At 71.5% G+C, this 17,879-nt stretch carries 17 protein-coding genes; 7 read left to right on the forward strand and 10 right to left on the reverse strand.

The features are described 5' to 3' along the window. Positions 1–135 precede the first annotated feature (135 nt). Positions 136–2,484, forward strand: coding sequence for a glycoside hydrolase family 95 protein (locus AC0KTA_RS36015; RefSeq protein ID WP_481056685.1), 2,349 nt, complete (start codon positions 136–138; stop codon positions 2,482–2,484). 185 nt (positions 2,485–2,669) lie between these two features. On the opposite strand, the gene AC0KTA_RS36020 is transcribed toward AC0KTA_RS36015, so the two are convergent. Both AC0KTA_RS36020 and arsM read right to left on the reverse strand, forming a co-directional pair. Beyond that, complete coding sequence (locus AC0KTA_RS36020; protein WP_481052385.1) at positions 2,670–4,655, reverse strand: N-acetylmuramoyl-L-alanine amidase; 1,986 nt, start codon at positions 4,653–4,655, stop codon at positions 2,670–2,672. 334 nt (positions 4,656–4,989) lie between these two features. Next, positions 4,990–5,799, reverse strand: a complete 810-nt coding sequence (arsM, locus tag AC0KTA_RS36025) for an arsenite methyltransferase (protein WP_481052386.1) — start codon at positions 5,797–5,799, stop codon at positions 4,990–4,992. A gap of 156 nt (positions 5,800–5,955) precedes the next feature. Here arsM and AC0KTA_RS36030 point away from each other — a divergent pair, with 156 nt between their 5' ends. The 3 genes from AC0KTA_RS36030 to AC0KTA_RS36040 are packed head-to-tail and all read left to right on the forward strand — an operon-like array spanning position 5,956 to position 7,588. Further along, on the forward strand, positions 5,956–6,291 hold the full coding sequence (locus AC0KTA_RS36030) for an ArsR/SmtB family transcription factor (RefSeq protein WP_481052387.1): 336 nt from the start codon (positions 5,956–5,958) through the stop codon (positions 6,289–6,291). Next, a complete protein-coding gene (locus AC0KTA_RS36035) occupies positions 6,291–7,007 on the forward strand; it encodes a cation efflux transmembrane domain-containing protein (RefSeq protein ID WP_481052388.1) in 717 nt (238 codons plus the stop codon). Before AC0KTA_RS36030 ends, AC0KTA_RS36035 begins: the two co-directional genes overlap by 1 nt. After that, entirely contained in the window at positions 7,004–7,588 is a 585-nt protein-coding gene (locus AC0KTA_RS36040; protein WP_481052389.1) for a 2'-5' RNA ligase family protein, read from the forward strand. The genes AC0KTA_RS36035 and AC0KTA_RS36040 overlap by 4 nt, the downstream gene beginning before the upstream one ends. A gap of 22 nt (positions 7,589–7,610) precedes the next feature. On the opposite strand, the gene AC0KTA_RS36045 is transcribed toward AC0KTA_RS36040, so the two are convergent. From AC0KTA_RS36045 to AC0KTA_RS36060, 4 genes are all read right to left on the reverse strand, one after another. After that, complete coding sequence (locus tag AC0KTA_RS36045; RefSeq protein ID WP_481052390.1) at positions 7,611–8,024, reverse strand: SRPBCC family protein; 414 nt, start codon at positions 8,022–8,024, stop codon at positions 7,611–7,613. Positions 8,025–8,070: 46 nt separating this feature from the next. Continuing rightward, a complete protein-coding gene (locus AC0KTA_RS36050) occupies positions 8,071–8,397 on the reverse strand; it encodes a plasmid stabilization protein (RefSeq protein ID WP_481052391.1) in 327 nt (108 codons plus the stop codon). A gap of 204 nt (positions 8,398–8,601) precedes the next feature. Continuing rightward, positions 8,602–8,961 carry a DUF6479 family protein gene (locus AC0KTA_RS36055; protein ID WP_481052392.1) on the reverse strand — a complete coding sequence of 120 codons (360 nt, stop codon included), beginning with the start codon at positions 8,959–8,961 and terminating at the stop codon, positions 8,602–8,604. Between the two features lie 174 nt (positions 8,962–9,135). Further along, on the reverse strand, positions 9,136–9,831 hold the full coding sequence (locus tag AC0KTA_RS36060) for a UdgX family uracil-DNA binding protein (protein ID WP_481052393.1): 696 nt from the start codon (positions 9,829–9,831) through the stop codon (positions 9,136–9,138). A gap of 298 nt (positions 9,832–10,129) precedes the next feature. On the opposite strand from AC0KTA_RS36060, the gene ku reads away from it, so the two are divergent. After that, on the forward strand, positions 10,130–11,167 hold the full coding sequence (gene ku / locus AC0KTA_RS36065) for a non-homologous end joining protein Ku (RefSeq protein WP_481052394.1): 1,038 nt from the start codon (positions 10,130–10,132) through the stop codon (positions 11,165–11,167). A gap of 144 nt (positions 11,168–11,311) precedes the next feature. Here the strand turns inward: ku and AC0KTA_RS36070 are convergent, their stop codons facing one another. The 3 genes from AC0KTA_RS36070 to AC0KTA_RS36080 form a co-directional block, all read right to left on the reverse strand. Continuing rightward, on the reverse strand, positions 11,312–12,550 hold the full coding sequence (locus tag AC0KTA_RS36070; protein WP_481052395.1) for an ROK family protein: 1,239 nt from the start codon (positions 12,548–12,550) through the stop codon (positions 11,312–11,314). 155 nt (positions 12,551–12,705) lie between these two features. Then, positions 12,706–13,056: a bestrophin-like domain gene (locus tag AC0KTA_RS36075; RefSeq protein ID WP_481052396.1), complete on the reverse strand. Its 351-nt coding sequence runs from the start codon at positions 13,054–13,056 to the stop codon at positions 12,706–12,708. Positions 13,057–13,151: 95 nt separating this feature from the next. Continuing rightward, entirely contained in the window at positions 13,152–14,330 is a 1,179-nt protein-coding gene (locus tag AC0KTA_RS36080) for an aminoglycoside phosphotransferase family protein (protein WP_481052397.1), read from the reverse strand. Positions 14,331–14,564: 234 nt separating this feature from the next. Here AC0KTA_RS36080 and AC0KTA_RS36085 point away from each other — a divergent pair, with 234 nt between their 5' ends. Both AC0KTA_RS36085 and AC0KTA_RS36090 read left to right on the forward strand, forming a co-directional pair. Next, entirely contained in the window at positions 14,565–16,067 is a 1,503-nt protein-coding gene (locus AC0KTA_RS36085; protein ID WP_481052398.1) for a DNA-binding protein NsdB, read from the forward strand. Positions 16,068–16,078: 11 nt separating this feature from the next. After that, entirely contained in the window at positions 16,079–16,210 is a 132-nt protein-coding gene (locus AC0KTA_RS36090) for a hypothetical protein (RefSeq protein WP_481052399.1), read from the forward strand. Here AC0KTA_RS36090 and AC0KTA_RS36095 read toward each other — a convergent pair. Further along, the gene (locus tag AC0KTA_RS36095; protein WP_481052400.1) at positions 16,207–17,628 is read right to left on the reverse strand and encodes a PP2C family protein-serine/threonine phosphatase; all 1,422 of its coding nucleotides are present in this window, start codon (positions 17,626–17,628) and stop codon (positions 16,207–16,209) included. The two genes, AC0KTA_RS36090 and AC0KTA_RS36095, sit on opposite strands and share 4 nt — an antisense overlap. Positions 17,629–17,879: the final 251 nt, after the last annotated feature.

Consider the following 17,879-nt stretch of genomic DNA (forward strand, 5'->3'; position numbering starts at 1 on the left):
TGCCCACTCCGTCCAAGGAGTGGGTTTGTCATGTGCCTTGTCAGGCTAGTCATCGGACTTTTAGCGTGGCGGCTCATGAGACGACAGTCCAGCAGACGCCAGCCGGAGCGGCCCGGGATCACCCGCAGAACCACCATGCAGTCAGCTTTGGGCGCGGGTGCAGCGCTGGCCTTGGGCGGTCCCGCGCAGGACGGCCGGGCCGCCGGCCAGGACCCCAAGGGCCCGCAGGACTCGACCGAGTCATCCGATGACCTGCGGCTCTGGTACCGGGCCCCCGCCGCCGACTGGGAGCGGGAGGCGCTGCCCGTCGGCAGCGGCGCCCTCGGCGCCATGGTCTTCGGCACCCTCGCCTCCGAGCGGCTCCAGCTCAACGAGAAGACGCTGTGGACCGGCGGCCCCGGCGCGAAGGACGGCTACGACTTCGGCAACTGGCGCATGCCCCGGCCCGACGCCCTGGCCGCCGTCCAGCGGGACCTCGACGAGCACGGCAGGCTCGCCCCGGACGCCGTCGCCGCCGAGCTCGGGCAGGCCCGGCGCGGCTACGGCGCCCACCAGACCCTCGGAGACCTGCGCATCGACGTGCCCGGAGCCCCGGACGCCCCCGACGCCTCGTACCACCGCTCCCTGAACCTGCGCGAAGCCGTCGCGAGCGTCACGTACATCCATCAAGGCGCCCGCCACACAAGGGAGTTCTTCGCCTCCCACCCCGACGGCGTGCTCGTCGGACGGCTCGGCGCCGACCGCCCCGGGGCCGTCACCTGCACCCTGCGGTACACCTCACCGCGCGCCGACTTCACCGCCGTGGCCGACGGCGACCGCATCACCGTACGCGGTGAACTCGCCGACAACGGCCTGCAGTTCGAGGCCCAGCTTCGCGTCGCGCACCGCGGCGGCACGTCGGCCGCGAACGCCGACGGAAGCCTCACCGTCAGCGGCGCCGACCACGTGTGGTTCGTGCTCGCCGCCGCCACCGACTACGCCGACACCTACCCGCGCTACCGCGGCGACGACCCGCACCCAGCCGCCACGCGGACCGTCGACGCGGCACTCGCCCGCGGTCACCAGGCGCTGAGGGCACGTCATGTGCGCGACCACCGGGCCCTGTTCGACCGCGTCGCCCTGGACCTCCGTCACCAGGCGCCGCCCGACCTCCCCACCGACCAGCTCCTCAAGTCGTACGGCAGCGGAACGCCCGTCGCCGACCGGGCGCTCGAAGCGCTGTTCTTCCAGTACGGGCGCTATCTCCTCATCGCCTCCTCCCGCCCCGGCTCACTGCCCGCCAATCTCCAGGGCGTGTGGAACCACAGCACATCGCCGCCGTGGGCCGCCGACTACCACGTCAACATCAACCTCCAGATGAACTACTGGCCGGCCGAGGCCGCGAACCTCGCCGAGACCACCGCGCCCTACGACCGGTTCGTCGAGGCGCTGCGTGCCCCCGGGCGGCGCACCGCCCGTGAGATGTTCGGTTCGCCCGGCTGGGTGGTGCACAACGAGACCAATCCGTACGGCTTCACCGGCGTCCACGACTGGTCGACCGCGTTCTGGTTCCCCGAGGCCGCCGCCTGGCTGACCGCGCAGCTCTACGAGCACTACCGCTTCGGCGGGTCCACGCACTACCTGCGGCACACCGCCTACCCCGTCCTGAAGGAGGCCGCCGAGTTCTGGCTCGACCAGCTGCGCACCGACCCGCGCGACGGGACGCTCGTCGTCACCCCCAGCTACTCACCGGAACACGGCGACTTCACCGCGGGCGCCGCCATGTCCCAGCAGATCGTCCACGAACTGCTCACCAACACCCTGGAGGCCGCCCGCGTCCTCGGCGACGAGCCCTCCTTCCGCGCCCGCCTGGAGAACACCCTCGACCGGCTCGACCCCGGCCTGCGCGTCGGCTCCTGGGGGCAGCTCCAGGAGTGGAAGGCCGACCTCGACGACCCCGACGACGACCACCGGCACGTCTCCCACCTCTACGCCCTGCACCCCGGGAGGCAGATCGAACCCGGCAGCAAGTGGGCCGAGGCCGCCAAGGTGTCCCTGACCGCGCGCGGCGACGGCGGCACCGGCTGGTCCAAGGCCTGGAAGATCAACTTCTGGGCGCGGCTCCGCGACGGCGACCACGCGCACAAGATGCTCGGCGAACAGCTGAAGTCCTCCACGCTGCCGAACCTGTGGGACACCCACCCGCCGTTCCAGATCGACGGCAACTTCGGCGCCACGTCCGGCATCGTCGAGATGCTGCTGCAGAGCCAGCACGACATCATCGACGTGCTGCCCGCGTTGCCTGCGGCCTGGCCGGACGGATCCGTGCGCGGACTGCGGGCGCGCGGCGGCGCCACCGTCGACGTCGATTGGGCGGACGGCCACGCGACCCGCGTCGTTGTGCACGCCTCTCGGGCCCGCGAACTTGCCCTGCGCTGCACGCTGTTGGAGGGGGGCGAGCACACCTTCAAGGCGGTGGCGGGCCGTCGCTACGTGTTCCGCTGAGCGCTTCGCTGGATGTGCCGCATCAGGCCGTCGTTCGTCTGCGGACCGTCGTGGCTGGTCGCGCAGTTCCCCGCGCCCCTAACGGGGCGCGGTACCACCGCCGGGCGCCGCACACGACGTCGGACCCGGGCCTGCCCCCACGCAGGTCCGGGCCCGACGGTTTGCGGTGGCCCCTGAAGGGCCTGTCACGACCCGGACGGCACCACCTTTACGTCGGCGGCGCGCACGAACGCCACCCGGTGGCCGAACTGGATCTCGTAGTACGTGTCCTTGCCGCGCACCACGCGGTGCGGGGCGAGGTCGAACGTCGGCGCGTAGAAGTACTCGCCGGGGAGCTTGTCGCCGACCGCGTACTTCTGGCCCGCGAGCAGCTTGTACGGCAGCGGGGAGACGGCCTGCACCGGGACCCCGGCCGGGTACGCCTCCTTCTCCGGGTAGGCGCGGCCGTACACCGGGACCTCGGTCGTGCCGTCCTTCGGCGTCACGACCGGGCCGCGCGCGTCGACGGCCGTCGGCTGCTTCTTCGGGTTCTTGAACCAGGCCTTCTGGCCGAGGTACCAGACGGCCGTCCAGTCGCCCTTGCGTTCGGCGACGGCGTACTGCTGGCCCGTCGACAGGCGCGAACCCATGTCGTTCACGTCGATCGTCGAGGGCTCACCGCCCGGACGCAGACCGATGTCCTTGATGAGCGGGGCGTCCTCGCGCGGCTCGGTGTAGACGCGCACCGCGCTGGAACCGTGTGGCGTGCACGTCTCGCCCGGCTTGGCGCAGCCCGTGAACACCGGCTTGTTCTCGCTGAACCGGGGCGCCACGGTCACCAGGCCGCCCGAGGGGCCCGCGGTGCGGTGGAACGGCTTGCCGAGCAGCGTGAAGTAGTGCTGCCAGTCCCAGTACGGGCCGGGGTCGGTGTGCATGCCGCGGATGGTGGCGGCCGTGGTGCCGGGCACGGTGTCGTGGCCGAGGATGTGCTGGCGGTCCAGCGGGATGTCGTACCGCTTGGCGAGGTACTTCACCAGGCGGGCGGACGAGCGGTACATCGCCTCCGTGTACCAGGTGTCGGGCGCCGTCAGGAAGCCCTCGTGCTCCAGGCCGACGGACTTGGCGTTGACGTACCAGTTGCCCGCGTGCCAGCCGACGTCCTTGGTGCGGACGTGCTGGGCGACGTGGCCGTCGGAGGAGCGCAGCGTGTAGTGCCACGACACGTACGTCGGGTCCTGCACCATCTTGAGGACGCCCTCCCAGGTGCCCTCCGTGTCGTGCACGACGATGTACTTGATGCCCTGGCTCTTGGGGCGGTCGGCCTTGTCGTGGTTGCCGTAGTCGCCGTCGCCGAACTCCTCGTACGGCGCCGGGATCCACTCGCAGGCGAGGGTCTTCGGGCAGTCCGTCTCGGCTGCCTTGGTCTTGCGCAGGCCCATGTTCCGCAACTGCGCTGCGTCCGGGGTCAGTTGGGGCTGGGCGGCGAGCGCGATCCGCTGGCCGGCGTCGGTCGTGCGCCGCTGGCCGTCGCGGATCACGGCGAACACGTCGTTGGCGTACGCGGCCGCGCTCGCCCGGTCGTCGGCTCCGGAGAACCGGGCGATCGCTCCGTACCAGTCGGCCGGATCGGCGCTGAGCGGCTTGCCGAGTTGCTTCTGTGCGGCGGCGAGCAGGGCCGCGCCGCCGCGGACGTTGGCGGCCGGGTCCTCGCGAAGCCGGTCGGCGGGCAGCCCGCTGAGCTTCGCGGCACGCTTCAACGTCTTGAAACGGGCGGGCAGTTGGGACTCCGTCGGCGGTTCGCCCTTCGGTAGCAGGGTGCGCCGCGAGGTGTCGCCGCGCGGGTCCTCCTTGCCGTGGCTGTGATGCGGGGCGGTGGCGAGGGCGGTGCGGGCGTCGGTGAGGTGCATGGGGCCGTAGCCGCCGGTGACGCTCGGGGCGCCGCCGTGCGCGTCCCAGCGGGACTGCAGGTAGGAGACGCCGAGCAGCACGCTCTGCGGCACGTCGTACTCGGCGGCGGCTGCGGCGAAGGCGCTCTGCAGCCGCCCGGTCGACGCGGACGACTCGGACGGGGCGGACGACGACGGCGCGGCGCCGATCAGTGGGACCAGCAGGGCGGCCGACGCGAGGGCGCCCGCCACCCTCACGGTGCGTCTGCGCGCGGGCGGGGCGGGGGCGGTGACGGATCCTCGCAAGACAGCCTCCTGGGACTTCCGGGCCGGTGAAGCGTGCTGGGTCGTGCGGGGCCGGGCGTGCGTCAGTGGTACCGGCTCTCCGACGATCCGTCAATCATGCCCAGGAGAAGGGATTTCCCATGTCAACGCCGGTCTGGTGTGTTTTCGCCACGGGCGGTGTCATCGCCTGCGGCGCGTCAGTGGAGTGGACCAATGTGCGGACCTGGCGGCGGACATGGCGGCACCCCGCGGCGGGGGCGCGGGGTGCGGATGACCGGGGGCGATCGGGGGTGACCCGGGTTGTCCACCTGTTCGGCGGACGGGGTGGGGCCGGTCGGCTGTGACGTGCCGACGATTACGCGTCGGTGCCGGGGGTGCCGGGGGTGCCGGACGTGGCGGCCGGCTTCGTCGCGCGTACGACAGCCGAGTGCATGCCGTCCGCGACGGCGTGCGTCGGCGTGATCTCGACGCCGGTGAACCCGGCGGCTTCGAGGCCCCGGCGGTACTCGGCGAAGGACAGGGCTCCGGCGATGCAGCCCACGTAGTCGCCGCGTTCGGCACGCTGCGCGGGGGAGAGCGTGTCCTCGGCGACGACGTCGAGCACGCCGACGCGGCCGCCGGGGGCCAGCACGCGGAAGGCTTCCGCGAAGACCGCGGGCTTGTCGGTCGACAGATTGATGACGCAGTTGGAGATCACGACGTCGACCGAGGCCGCGGGCAGCGGGATCGCCTCGATGGTGCCCTTCAGGAACTCGACGTTCGTCGCGCCCGCCCTCCGCTGGTTGGCCAGGGCGAGAGCGAGCATCTCGTCGGTCATGTCCAGTCCGTACGCCTTGCCGGTGGGCCCGACGCGCCGGGCCGACAGCAGTACGTCGATGCCGCCGCCGGAGCCGAGGTCGAGGACGCGCTCGCCCTCCCGCAGGTCCGCGACGGCGGTGGGGTTGCCGCAGCCCAGGGAGGCGGCGACGGCTTCGGCGGGGAGGACGTCGCGGTCGGTGGGGGCGTAGAGGGCGGAGCCGAAGTTCTCGTCGACGTCGACGGCGGCAGGTGGGGCGGTGTCGCAGGTGCTGCCGCAGCAGGCGGCGCCGCCTTCGGTGACCTGGAGGGCCGCCGCGGCGTAGTTGCGGCGGACGCTTTCGCGGAGGTCGGAGCACTGGTCGGTCATGGTTGCTGCGCTCCTGGAGGAAGGGCGGACGAACCACCTGTATCGATGTCTGTCGATTCAAGACTGCGCCTTGAATCGAAGCCTGTCAACATAGAGGTATGCCGAATCAAGAGTTCACGGGTTCCTGAATTCAGGAATCCGTGTACTGTTGGAGACGTGCTGACCCTCGCCGCCGACATCGACGTCCTCGCCCGCTTCGGCCGTGCCCTCGCCGACCCGATCCGGTGCCGGCTCCTGCTGGCCCTGCGCGAGGCCCCGGCCTACCCCTCCGACCTCGCCGACGCGCTCGCCATCTCCCGCACCCGGCTCTCCAACCACCTTGCGTGCCTGCGCGACTGCGGGCTCGTCGTCACCGTCCCCGACGGCCGCCGCACCCGCTACGAGCTGGCCGACGAGCGCCTCGGCCGCGCCCTCGACGACCTGCGCAGCGCCGTCGTCGCCGTCGAGGCGGACAGGACCTGCGTGGACGCCGAGGAGAAGGGCTGCTGCTGATGACGGCGACATCCCTCGGGCCGTCCCCGGCCCGCCGCGACGCGCTCACCCGCCGCATACGCCTGCTGGTCGCGGCGACGATCTCGTACAACGTCGTCGAGGCGGCCGTCGCCCTCACCGCCGGGACTCTCGCGTCCTCCACCGCGCTCATCGGCTTCGGCCTGGACTCCGTCATCGAGGTCTCCTCCGCCACCGCCGTCGCCTGGCAGTTCTCGGCCCGCGAGCACGCGGTGCGCGAGGCCCGCGAGAAGACCACCCTGCGGATCATCGCGCTGTCCTTCTTCGCTCTCGCGGCGTACGTCTCGGTCGACGCGGCGCGCACGCTGGCCGGTACCGGCGAGGCCGAGAGCTCCCTGCCGGGCATCGTCATCGCCGCGCTCTCCCTGCTGGTCATGCCGTTCCTGTCGGCGGCGCAGCGCCGCGCGGGCCGCGCCCTCGGCTCGGCCTCGGCGGTGGCGGACTCCCGACAGACCCTCCTGTGCACCTACCTCTCCGCGGTCCTCCTCGCGGGCCTCCTGCTCAACGCCACCCTCGGCTGGTCCTGGGCCGACCCCGTCGCCGCCCTGGCCATAGCCGCCGTCGCCGTGAAGGAAGGCCGCGACGCGTGGCGGGGGAAGGGGTGCTGCGCGGCTCCGGCGTCGGCGCTCGCAGAGGCGGAGGCGCGGGCGGGCGGGTGCGGGGGCGGGTGCGACTGCTGCGAGCATGGCGTGTCATGACCGCAGACGGGGGCTTCGCCGATGGGGATGGGGATCGCGATGGGGATGGGGATCGCGGGGCGGACGGGTGGCCCGACACATTCGGCGACACGGCATTCACCATCAAGATTCCCGAGGCCGACCCCCTGGTCCGGGCCGGTTTTCCCGCCCATGTCACCGTGCTCTACCCGTTCCTGCACGAGAACCGCATCGATGCCCCGCTCCACCGCGAGCTGTCCGCCCTCTTCGCCGGGCACGACGCCTTCACCCTGACGTTCGCCGAGTTCGGCCGCTATCCGGGCGTGCTCTACCTCGACCCGTGGCCGCACGATCCGGTCCAGGCGCTCTCCAAGGACCTCACCCTGCGGTGGCCCGAAGCGGTGCCCTACCGGGGGATCTTCGGCGCGGGACTCGACCCGCATCTGACGATCGCCAACAGCGAGGGCCCCGACACCCAAGCGGCCGTGTACGACGAGCTGGAGACCGAACTCGCCCCCCTGCTGCCGCTGGTCTGCCACGTACGGGAGGTCGAGCTGATCGTCTGGGACGGCGCCCGATGGCGGGGCCGGGCCGCATACCGGCTGGGCGGCCCGGACCGCTGAGCCCGGCCGTCGACGGCGCGCGTCAGCCCGCCGCGTTGTCGACGCGCAGCCGCACCTGCTCCTCCAGCCGCCGGAGGCTGCTGTCCAGCGCGGCGTCGACGGCCTCCTTGCCCGGGTCGTGGCTCTCGTCGAAGAAGGACAGGTGCACCGTCACCTCACTGGAGCCGCCGTCGATACCGGCGACCTGCAGCCAGCCCGTATAGCTGCCCTGGTCGCGGGTGCCCCATTCGAGCCGCATCTGATCGCGCCGGGCACGCAGCAGGGCGGACGTGTCCTCGTCGGTGCGGTCCTCGTGCACGGTGACCGCGGGCGGCTCCTCGGCCCGCACGTGCAGGGCTTCCGGCAGCCAGGTGTCCAGCTGGTCGACCTGGGCGGCCTGGTCGAAGACGTGCTCGGGCTGCGCGGGCATCGTCCGCGAACGCTCGTACTCGGTCATGGCGGTTCCGTCCTCGGATGGCGGCCGTACGGCCCGGGTGCACCCCTCAGCGGCCGAGGGCCTGCTTGAGTTCCCTCTTGTTCATCGACGAGCGGCCTTCGATGTTCTTCTTCTTGGCCTCCTCGTACAGCTGGTCGCGGGTGGGTCCCTCGGCTCCGCTGTGCGAGCGTTCGCCGCCGCGCTGGGATGCGGACTTCTTGTCACGCGTCGAGGTTTTGCTGGCGGACCGGGACTCGCCCGCCCGCGCGCGTTCCTTGTTGACCGTCCGGGCGGCGATTTCCTTCGCACGCCTGGTGGATGCTCCGCGGTCCTCCGCGCTTTCCTTGATGTGCTCGTACTGCCGTTCACGCTTCTTGCCGGCCCCAGCAGGCATGGAATCGACCTCTCTCCGGTTCTGGCGGCTTTCGGCGGCTTCTGTCGGCGATCACCGCCCGCCTTTCCACTCTCCGGGCAATCGGGCGGGCCCGCCTCTTGAGACCGCCGGGCAGGGGAAGGGCGCCGACAGAGCCTGCTGCTTCCTGCTGCTTCCGGCGCAAGCTCCGCCGACGAGTCCCCGCACCCGCTTCCGGCAAACCGGCTATCCCAGGCCGCCGCCCCCGAAGCTGCTGCCGCGGCCCTTCCTGTGGTCGTCCGGGTCCTGGGAGGGGCTGAGGTGTGTGCTCGATTCGCCGTAGCCCTCTTTGAGCTCGTGCGGGGTGAGCCAGCCGCCGTTGTGCGGCACTTCGTCCGGATCCCGATACTCCCGGACCTCCCTGACGGGGCCGCTCTCCGGGAGGTGCGGCTGTTCTTCCGGGCGCGGCCGCCTGGCCTCCCGCGCCACCACGCGGCGGCCCCAAACAAAGGCACCGAGAAGAACTGCGACCACGGCAAGACCGGCAATCCACATCAGCAGCGCCCCGCCGTGAGAGGCGGCAAGCTCCCACTCCATGGTCTCCATGTGAGTGGTGTACCCGCCCCCGTCCGAAACATAGCCAGCCATTTGTGCCTCCCGAATTGATCGGCAGAAATCTCTGTTACGTACTACGCGGCTTCGGAATAGGTATTCGCTTTTGTGCAGCCAAATGCTCTCGCTCGACGCGCGGCATCCGCAGTGCCCGGTGAACGATCCGCGTCAGCCGAGATAGCGGGAGGCCACCCGCAGATCGGACACGAGCCCTCCGAATGCCTCGTCCCTGTCCTTGGCTCGGAGTACCGCCGAGGGATGCACGGTGGCGAGCAGACGGCGGTGGCTGTCGTCGGCACTGCCATTATCCTCCTCGGTGGTCAGCGGCAGCTCTGCCCCTGGTGCCAGGGAGAGCAGGGCACCCCGTGACTCGGTCACTTTGAAGGAACTGCCCAACAGGGATTTCCCGGCCGTCGCTCCGAGTGCGACGACCAGTTCCGGGTCCACTCGCTTGATCTCGGCCGCGAGCCAGGGGCGGCAGGCGGTCAGTTCCCCGAGACTCGGCGCCTTGTGAATGCGGCGCTTGCGGCCTTCGGTGACGGGCGCGAACTTGAAATGCTTGACCGCGTTGGTGAAGTACGCCTGCTCCTCGTCAATTCCGGCTTCGCCGAGAGCCGAGCGGAGCAGGCGCCCGGCCGGGCCCACGAACGGCTCTCCGGCCCGGTCCTCCTGATCGCCGGGCTGCTCCCCGACCAGCATGAGGCGCGCGCGAGCGGCACCGGCGCCGAACACGGTCTGCGTGGCGTTCGCGTACAGCGGGCAGCCGCGGCAGTCGGCGGCGGCACGGCGCAGTGCCGGGATCCCGCCCCGCGCGGGCACGTAGGGACGAGCCCCGTCGGATGCCTGCTTGTCCGGGCCCGGCATGGCGCCTCCTTCTCCTCCGCAAGGCTTCTCAGCACGCTCCGCGGTACCCGCTCCGCCGGGCGGCATGCCAGGTCGTCTTCGCCTCGCTCATGACTCCAGGTCTACGTCGGCCTCCCGCACGCCGCGACCCGGGGCGCGGGCGGCGAAGCCGCACCATGCGGAGGCCGGACAGCGTCCCGTCTCCGTGTACGAGCGGGCGCACGGTCACCCGAACAGATGCGGCCTTCGAACCTGCGGGTCTCACATGGGAGGCGCCGGTGTCACCCTGGAGTTCTCGGGGCTGTCTGGGAGGTTCGCCATGCCCCGCCCCGTATGGTCCGGCGCCATCAGCTTCGGCCTGGTCACGATCCCCATCAAGGTGCTCTCCGCCAGTGAGGACCACTCCATACGTTTCCACCAGTACCACCTGGAGGACATGGGCCGGATCCGCACCCGGAAAGTGTGCGAGCTGGAGGACCGCGAGGTCGCCCAGGACGAGATCGGGAAGGGCTACGAGGTCAGCAAGGACACCGTGGTCGCCGTCTCGGACGAAGAGCTGAGGCAGATTCCGCTGCCGACCGCCAAGGCCATCGAGATCGCCGCGTTCGTGCCGTACGAGTCCATCGACCCCATCCAGATCGGCGAGGGCTACTACCTGGAGGCCGACGGGAAGGTCGCGCACAAGCCGTACACCCTGCTCCGCAAAGCCCTGGAGCGCAATGAGAAGGCGGCGGTGGCGAAGTTCGCGTGGCACGGCCGGGAGCGGCTCGGGCTGCTGCGCGTCAAGGACGACGTGATCGCCCTCCACGCGCTGAAGTGGCCCGACGAAATCCGTTCGCCCGAGGAACTGGCGCCCAAGAAGATCGACCTCACCGACAAGGAGGTCGACGAAGCGATCCTCCTCATCGACTCCATGACTCGCGCGGAGGGCATCGAGGACGCCGAATGGGCCACCGACCACTACACGGAGGCCCTGGAAGAAGTCATCCACGCGAAGGCGGCGGGCAAGAAGCCGCCGCGTGCGGCGACGGAGGAAGCCCCGGCCGGGAAGGTCGTCGACCTCATGGCCGCGCTCGAGCGCTCCGTGCGACAGGCCCGCGAAACCCGCGGCGAATCCGACGCGGATGTGCACGAACTGAAGCCGAAGAGGAAGACGGCGGCGAAGAAGACGTCGACGGCGAAGACCGCCGCGAAGAAGGCGGCGGCCAAGAAGACCACGACCCGGACCGCCAAGACCGCGGCCAAGAAGACCGGTGCGAAGAAGGCCACGGCAAAGAAGGCCACTACGAAGGCCACCACGAAGACCGCGGCGAAAGCGAAGAAGGCCTCGGCCGCCAAGCCCCGAAAGACCGCCTGACCGCGACCGTCCGCGCGCCCGCCCGCCGTACGAAAGCACCGCCCTCGCCCGCCCGCCGTACGAAAGCACCGCCGCCGCCCGCCAGCCGCGCGACAGAACCGCCTCGGGCCCGCCGCCGTACGAAAGCACCGCCTCGGACCCGCCTCAGTGCCCGCTCCCCGCCACCACCCGGTCCACCTCCCTGGGCGACAGCGCGTGTTCCACCGCCAGGATGGCCGCGCCGATCGCCGCGGCGTTCGCGCCGGTGCGGCTCGGCTCGATGCGCAGGACGTGGGTGGCCAGGGGGTGTGAGCGGCGGTAGACCGCCTCGCGTACGCCCGCGAGGAGCTGGTCGTGGACCGCGGCCAGCGCGCCGCCGACCACCACCGTGTCGGGGTTGAAGAAGTTCACCAGGCCCGCCAGGACCTCGCCCACCGCGCGGCCCGCCTCGCGCACCATGCGGACCGCGTCGCGGTGGCCGGATTTCACCAGGCGTACGACATCGCTGCCCGACGTCGCCTCCAGGCCGAGGTCCGAGAGGCGGCGGGCCAGCGCCGCGCCGCCCGCGACCGCCTCCAGGCAGCCGGAGTTGCCGCACCGGCAGGGTTCTTCCAGGTCACCGACGCGTATGTGGCCGATGTCGCCCGCGCTGCCCTGCGCTCCGCGGTGCAGTCGGCCGTCCGCGACGATGCCGCAGCCGATGCCCGTGCCGACCTTGATGTACAGCAGATAGCGCGTGTCCGGAAACGCGCGGCGCTGTTCGGCGAGCGCCATCACGTTCACATCGTTGTCGACCAGCGCGCGCACCCCGAAGCGGTCGGCGAAGAACTCCGGGATCGGGTACTGGTGCCAGCCCGGCATGATGGGCGGGTCGACGGGGCGGCCGGTGGAGAACTCGACGGGGCCGGGCACGCCGACGCCGATCGACTGCAGCGTCGCCGGTGCCCGCCCGGATTCCTCGAGCAGCGCGTGCAGGGTGCGTTCCACATGCCGGAGCACCGATTGCGGGCCGTCCGCGATCGACAGCGGGTCCTCGCGCAGGGCCAGGGTCTCGCCGCCGATGTCCATCAGGGCGACCCGGCAGTGCGAGGCGCCCAAGTCGACGCCCGCGACGGCGTGTTCGCGGGTGCGCAGCCGCAGCTTGCGCGGCGGCCGGCCGCCCGTCGAGCTGCCGTCGGCCTCTTCCGTCACGAAGCCGTGCGCGATGAGCGCGTCCACCCGCTGCGAGACGGTGGAGCGCGCGAGCCCCGTGAGGCGGGCGAGGTCCGCCCGGGTCGCCGCGGATCCCGCGCGCAGCAGGGCGAGGACGTCGCCGGGGGAGGAGGCCGCCGACCCGGGCGGCGCGTCCACGGGCGGAACGGACGCGGGCGGAACGGACGCGGGGTGATCCGGCGCTCCAGGCATGGCAGTCACCCTAGGGACGAGTTTCGCTGCTCACAAGGCCGATACTGTTCGATCGTCGACCTAAGGCGCCGTCAAGTGGATGGGAAACAAACACACTTGAGCCCTTAGCAGGTCAAAGGTGTCGGTCCTTGCCCGGACGCCGGCGCCGGCGAAGCTCACCGCCAGAACTGGGCGAGCACGCCCTCCTTGAACGGGGCGGGGGAGACGGACAGGTCGCCCGAGAACGGATGGTCCAGGGTCACGCACAGCAGCAGGCTCACGCCGATCAGCGCGGCGACCGAGACGACGAACATCAGTTGGGCGCGGAGGTTCTTGATGCCGTAGAAGAACGTCAGCGGCAGCATGACGAGCGCGCCGCCGACCATCTCGTTGTACGTGCCGTCCGCCAGCCGGGAGAATCTGCGCCGCAGCAGCAGCGTGCCGGTCACGGCGACGAGTACGGCACCGCCCCCGAGCAGCACGGCGAGCGTGAGCGTACCGAAGGTGTTCAGCAGCCAGATCCCCACAGTCCCCCAACGCCAGGTGCTCGCACTGGTTACGCGGACACACGAAGACCCGCGACGCGTCCCTGTCCAGCGCGTCGCGGGTCCTCGTCTCCCCGTCAGCGAGTGCCGACCGCCGCACGCACGGCCCGGCGGGCCATCTGGCAGTCGTCGTGCAGCCGCCGCAGGAGCAGCCGCTGTTCCTCGCCGGACGGCGCGGCTCCGGGGTGCGTCTGGCCCGGAGCCGTCGGGGCCGGATCGTGCAGCGTGCGCTGCACGGCCGTCTCGCACATCCTGATCTCCCGGGTCAGCACCAACATCAGGTTCACCAGGAACGCGTCGCGCGCCGCCGGGCCCGCCGCCTGGGCGAGCTGACTGATGTCGCGGCGCGCCACGGGCGCGTCACCGAGCACCGACCACAGGGTGGCGAGGTCGTAGCCCGGCAGATACCAGCCCGCGTGCTCCCAGTCGACCAGGACAGGGCCGGCCGGCGAGAGCAGCACGTTCGACAGCAACGCGTCGCCGTGACTGAACTGCCAGGTCAGCTGCGGCCCGGACGCGTGCGCTATGCCGTGCAGCAGCTTCTGCAGGTCGCCCATGTCCCGGTCCGTGAGCAGCCCCAGCTCGTGGAAGCGGGAGATCCGCCGGCCGTAGTCCAGCGGCCGGCCGAACATCTCCTGCGGCGGCCGCCACTGGTTGAGCCGGCACACCGCGCTCATCGCCGCCCGGATGTCGGCGCGCGGCGGGGCCTCCGCGGGATGCCGCTGCAGCGCCGCCACCCGGCCGGGCATCCGCTCGATCACCAGCGTGCAGTCATCCGGGTCGGCCGCGATGAGACGCGGCGCGCGCACAGGCGGACGATGCCGGACGAACGAGCGGTAGGCCGCTATTTCGTGGCGGATCCGTTCCGCCCACAGGGGCGAGTGGTCGAGCAGGCACTTGGCCACGGCGGTGGCGCGGCCGGTCGTACCGACCAGGAGCACGGTGCGTCCGCTGCGGCGCAACACCTGCACGGGCTGGAATTCCGGACAGATGCGGTGCACCGACGCGATCGCGGTGCGCAGCTGCGCACCTTGCGGGCCGGACAAGTCGAGTCTCCCGCTGAGCGGCCCGGTCCCGGTCGCCGGTACGCGGCGCGGCCGGCCGGCGCCGAGCGGAGCGGCCGCGGGCCGCGCCGGCGCCAGATAGGGGCCACCACCGGGCAACGGGGCCTCCGCCGCGCGGGCGGAGCCGCGGGAGGAGGGATGCGGGCGCAGCGGCCGGGGCGGGGCGGACACGGAGGACGATGCTGCGTACATGGGCGATACAGATCCCTTCGTGTGCCTGCGAGTTGCGGCGCCCTCCCGCCCCGGCCGCTGTGGGTGCACCCTGGGGAATGCCTTGTGGCGGCCGGGTCGGGGTGGCGCATTCCTACCTGACACCCGGTAGCCCCTGGCACACCATGTGGCGCACCCTGGCGAACCCTGGCGAATAGTCGCTCAGCAACTGACAGACGGTTACTGTCAATTCAGCCGAGAACCTGGGGGCTTGACGTGAACGGACAACCCAACACCCGCCTGTCGGATCTCTTCGGCCTGGCGGGCTGGTCCAAGGGCGAACTCGCCAGACTGGTGAACCGGCAGGCGGCCGCGATGGGTCATCCGCAGCTGGCCACCGACACCTCGCGGGTGCGGCGCTGGATCGACATGGGAGAGATCCCGCGCGATCCCGTGCCCAGGGTCCTGGCAGTTCTGTTCACCGAGCGTCTCGGCCGTGTCGTGACCATCGAGGACCTCGGTCTGGTCCGGCACGGGCGCGTAGGCAGACAGCGCGCCGACGGGAGCGTAGAGCACCCCGACGGCGTGCCGTGGGCGCCCGAGCGAACCGCCGCGGTCCTCACCGAATTCACGGGAATGGACCTCATGCTCAACCGACGCGGCTTGGTGGGCGCGGGTGCCGCGCTTGCCGCAGGCTCCGCACTCACCAGCGCCATGCATGACTGGCTGCACACCGATCCGAACCTGAAGTCCGACGCCCCCCGCCTCGACGACCCGCTGCACGCCGACCCCGCCGGATTCGACCGCTATGAGGCCGCCCCGATCGGGTCCCAGGAGATCGAGGAGCTGGAGCGCTCGGTCGAGGTGTTCCGCGCCTGGGACGCGTCCCGCGGCGGCGGCCTGCAACGCAAGGCCGTGGTGGGCCAGTTGAACGAAGTGGGCGGCATGCTCGCCTACCGCCGTCACCCCGACCATCTGCAGCGGCGCCTGTGGGGCGTCGCCGCCAACCTCGCCGTACTCGCCGGCTGGATGTCGCACGACGTCGGCCTCGAACCCACCGCCCAGAAGTACTTCGTGATCGCCGCGCACGCGGCCCGCGAGGGCGGTGACCGTCCGCGCGCGGGCGAGGCGCTGTCCCGCGCCGCCCGCCAGATGGTGCACCTGGGCAAGCCCGACGACGCCCTGGACCTGATGAAGCTCGCCAAGTCCGGCTCCGGCGAGCAGACCCTGCCGCGCACGCAGGCCATGCTGCACACCATCGAGGCCTGGGCGCAGGCGTCGATGGGCAAGGGCCAGGCGATGCGCCGCACCCTCGGCCGCGCGGAGGACCTCTTCGTCTCCGACAAGGGCGACGTGCCGCCGCCGAGCTGGATGCAGATGTTCGACGAGGCGGACCTGCACGGCATGCAGGCCCTGGCGTACCGCACCCTCGCCGAGCACGAGCCGTCCGCGGCCCAGCTCGCCCAGCGGCACGCCAAGGAGGCCATCGAGCTGCGCTCCAAGGGCCGCGACCGCTCGACGATCTTCGACTACATCTCGCTGGCGTCGGCCTGCTTCATCGCCGACGACCCCGAACAGGCCGACCGGTACGCGCGCCTGGCGCTGGTGTCCATGGGCTCCAACTCCTCGCACCGCACCTGGGACCGGCTGCGCGAGATGTACCGCCTGACCGCGCAGTACGCGGGCTATCCGAAGATCGAGGACCTGCGCGCGGAGATCAAGCACGCCCTGCCCAAGGCGGCGGCCCGGCCCGGAGGAGGCAAATGGGTCCAGGCATAGGATAGCCAGTCATGGACAGAGGAAACGGCCGGTACGGGCGCTACGAAGTCGTGGCTAGGGCTTCGTCCGCGTACGCGACCTGGACTTGGGCGTCGACCTGGTCCTGGGCGTCGATCCCGACCCGGCCGTCGATCCTGGCCTAGGCGTCGATCCTGGCCACCAGCAGACAGGCGTCGTCCTCCCGTGGGGCCACGCCGAACTCCTCGACAGCGACACGCACACAGTCCTGTGCCGCTTTCGCCTCGGCGAAGCGCGGTGCCAGGGCGAGCAGCCGGTTCGTCGCGGCCTCTCGGGAACGCCGCGGCACGAGGCCGTCGGTGTGCAGCAACAGCAGGTCGCCGGGGCGCAGTCGCTCCTCGGCCTGTTCGTAGCAGGCACCGGACGTCGCGCCGAGGAGCACACCGTCCGGTGGTGTCAGCGCGCGCCCCGTCCCGTCGCGGAACAGCAGCGGGGCGGGGTGGCCCGCCTGCGCCCAGGTCAGGGTGTGGTCGGCGGCGTCGTACAGACAGCAGACGGCGCTGCCGAGGGCGGGCTGCACGGAGGCGTCGAGGAGCTGGTTGAGCCAGCCCATGAGCCGGCCGGGCCGGGTGCCGGCGACGGCCATGCCGCGCAGCGCGCCGAGCAGCATCGCCATGCCGGAGGTCACCGTGACGCCGTGGCCGGTGAGGTCGCCGACGCTCAGCAGGGTGCGGCCGTCGGCCAGTTCGAGCGCGTCGTACCAGTCGCCGCCGATCAGCGCGGTCGACGACGACGGCAGGTAGTGGGCGGCGAGGTCCAGCCTCGCGGGGCCGCCGTGCGGGAACCGCAGGGAGCCGCGCCACGGCGGCAGCACGGCTTCCTGCAGTTCGACCGCGAGCCGGTGCTCGGTCTGCGCGAGGTGCCGCTGGTGCTGCAGTGAGTCACGGGTCTCGCTCACCACCCGCTGGCTGCGGCGCAGTTCGCTGACGTCCCGCAGCACCGCCCACATGGAGGCGGTGGAGCCGTCGGCGGCGAGCACGGGCTCGCCCATCATGTGCACCTGCCGTACGCCGCCGTCGGCGTGCACGACCCGGAACTCGCCGTCGATCGGCTTGCCGTCGACCAGACAGTCCGTGACCATCGCCGTCAGCATCGGCTGGTCCTCGGGGTGGATCAGGGAGGGCAGCTCGTCGAGGGAGAGCGGCGGTGTGGCCGGGTCGCGGCCGAGGATCTGGTACAGCTCGGGGGACCAGCTCGCCGCGTCCGTCAGCAGGTTCCACTCGGCGCTGCCGACCCGGCTGAGCAGCGAGCCGCGCCGCGGCTCCGGCCGCACGGGCCCGGCGGGGGCGGTGGAGGCGGTGTGGGTACGCGGCAGGCCGTCCCGCAACTGCGCCAAGTGGCCGTGCAGATCGTTGAGTTGATGCACCGCCAGGTCGCAGAGGGCGCGCTGCCAGCGGCCCGCTGGGTCGCTGTGGTCGGCCACCGCCTCGCGGCGGACGGCGTCGACCTCGCCGCGCAGCCGGCGCGTCTGCGAGATGAGCGCGTCGACCGCGCCGTGCTCGTGCGACCGGTCGGGGCGGCCTTCGAACACATGGGACGGCATGGGGTGCTCCGTTGGTGATGCGGTGCGACCGGGCTTGCTGTGGGGATCGCCGGTCATGGCTCCTCGACCGGTAGCGGCGTGGCGTTCCTACTGGCCTTCGCGCGTGGCGTACGTGACTTCCCTACGTGACGTGCGTGTCGGCTTCCGTACTGACTTCAGTAACAACTCTTCGACCGGTAACGACTCTGGCACAGCGGACCGGTGCCCGTAAGGGATTTGGCAACACCCGATGCGGTGGTGCTACTGACATA

The sequence above is a fragment of the Streptomyces sp. Y309 genome (assembly GCF_056712025.1).

Bases quoted from the DNA above. Each gene is read 5' to 3' on its own strand.
- AC0KTA_RS36050 (WP_481052391.1), bottom strand. From the start codon at position 8,397: ATGCCTGCTGGGGCCGGCAAGAAGCGTGAACGGCAGTACGAGCACATC.
- AC0KTA_RS36090 (WP_481052399.1), top strand. From the start codon at position 16,079: ATGGACAGAGGAAACGGCCGGTACGGGCGCTACGAAGTCGTGGCTAGG.
- AC0KTA_RS36015 (WP_481056685.1), top strand. From the start codon at position 136: ATGCAGTCAGCTTTGGGCGCGGGTGCAGCGCTGGCCTTGGGCGGTCCC.
- AC0KTA_RS36045 (WP_481052390.1), bottom strand. From the start codon at position 8,024: ATGACCGAGTACGAGCGTTCGCGGACGATGCCCGCGCAGCCCGAGCAC.
- AC0KTA_RS36040 (WP_481052389.1), top strand. From the start codon at position 7,004: ATGACCGCAGACGGGGGCTTCGCCGATGGGGATGGGGATCGCGATGGG.
- ku (WP_481052394.1), top strand. From the start codon at position 10,130: ATGCCCCGCCCCGTATGGTCCGGCGCCATCAGCTTCGGCCTGGTCACG.
- AC0KTA_RS36095 (WP_481052400.1), bottom strand. From the start codon at position 17,628: ATGCCGTCCCATGTGTTCGAAGGCCGCCCCGACCGGTCGCACGAGCAC.
- AC0KTA_RS36080 (WP_481052397.1), bottom strand. From the start codon at position 14,330: ATGTACGCAGCATCGTCCTCCGTGTCCGCCCCGCCCCGGCCGCTGCGC.
- AC0KTA_RS36070 (WP_481052395.1), bottom strand. From the start codon at position 12,550: ATGCCTGGAGCGCCGGATCACCCCGCGTCCGTTCCGCCCGCGTCCGTT.
- arsM (WP_481052386.1), bottom strand. From the start codon at position 5,799: ATGACCGACCAGTGCTCCGACCTCCGCGAAAGCGTCCGCCGCAACTAC.
- AC0KTA_RS36035 (WP_481052388.1), top strand. From the start codon at position 6,291: ATGACGGCGACATCCCTCGGGCCGTCCCCGGCCCGCCGCGACGCGCTC.
- AC0KTA_RS36055 (WP_481052392.1), bottom strand. From the start codon at position 8,961: ATGGAGACCATGGAGTGGGAGCTTGCCGCCTCTCACGGCGGGGCGCTG.
- AC0KTA_RS36060 (WP_481052393.1), bottom strand. From the start codon at position 9,831: ATGCCGGGCCCGGACAAGCAGGCATCCGACGGGGCTCGTCCCTACGTG.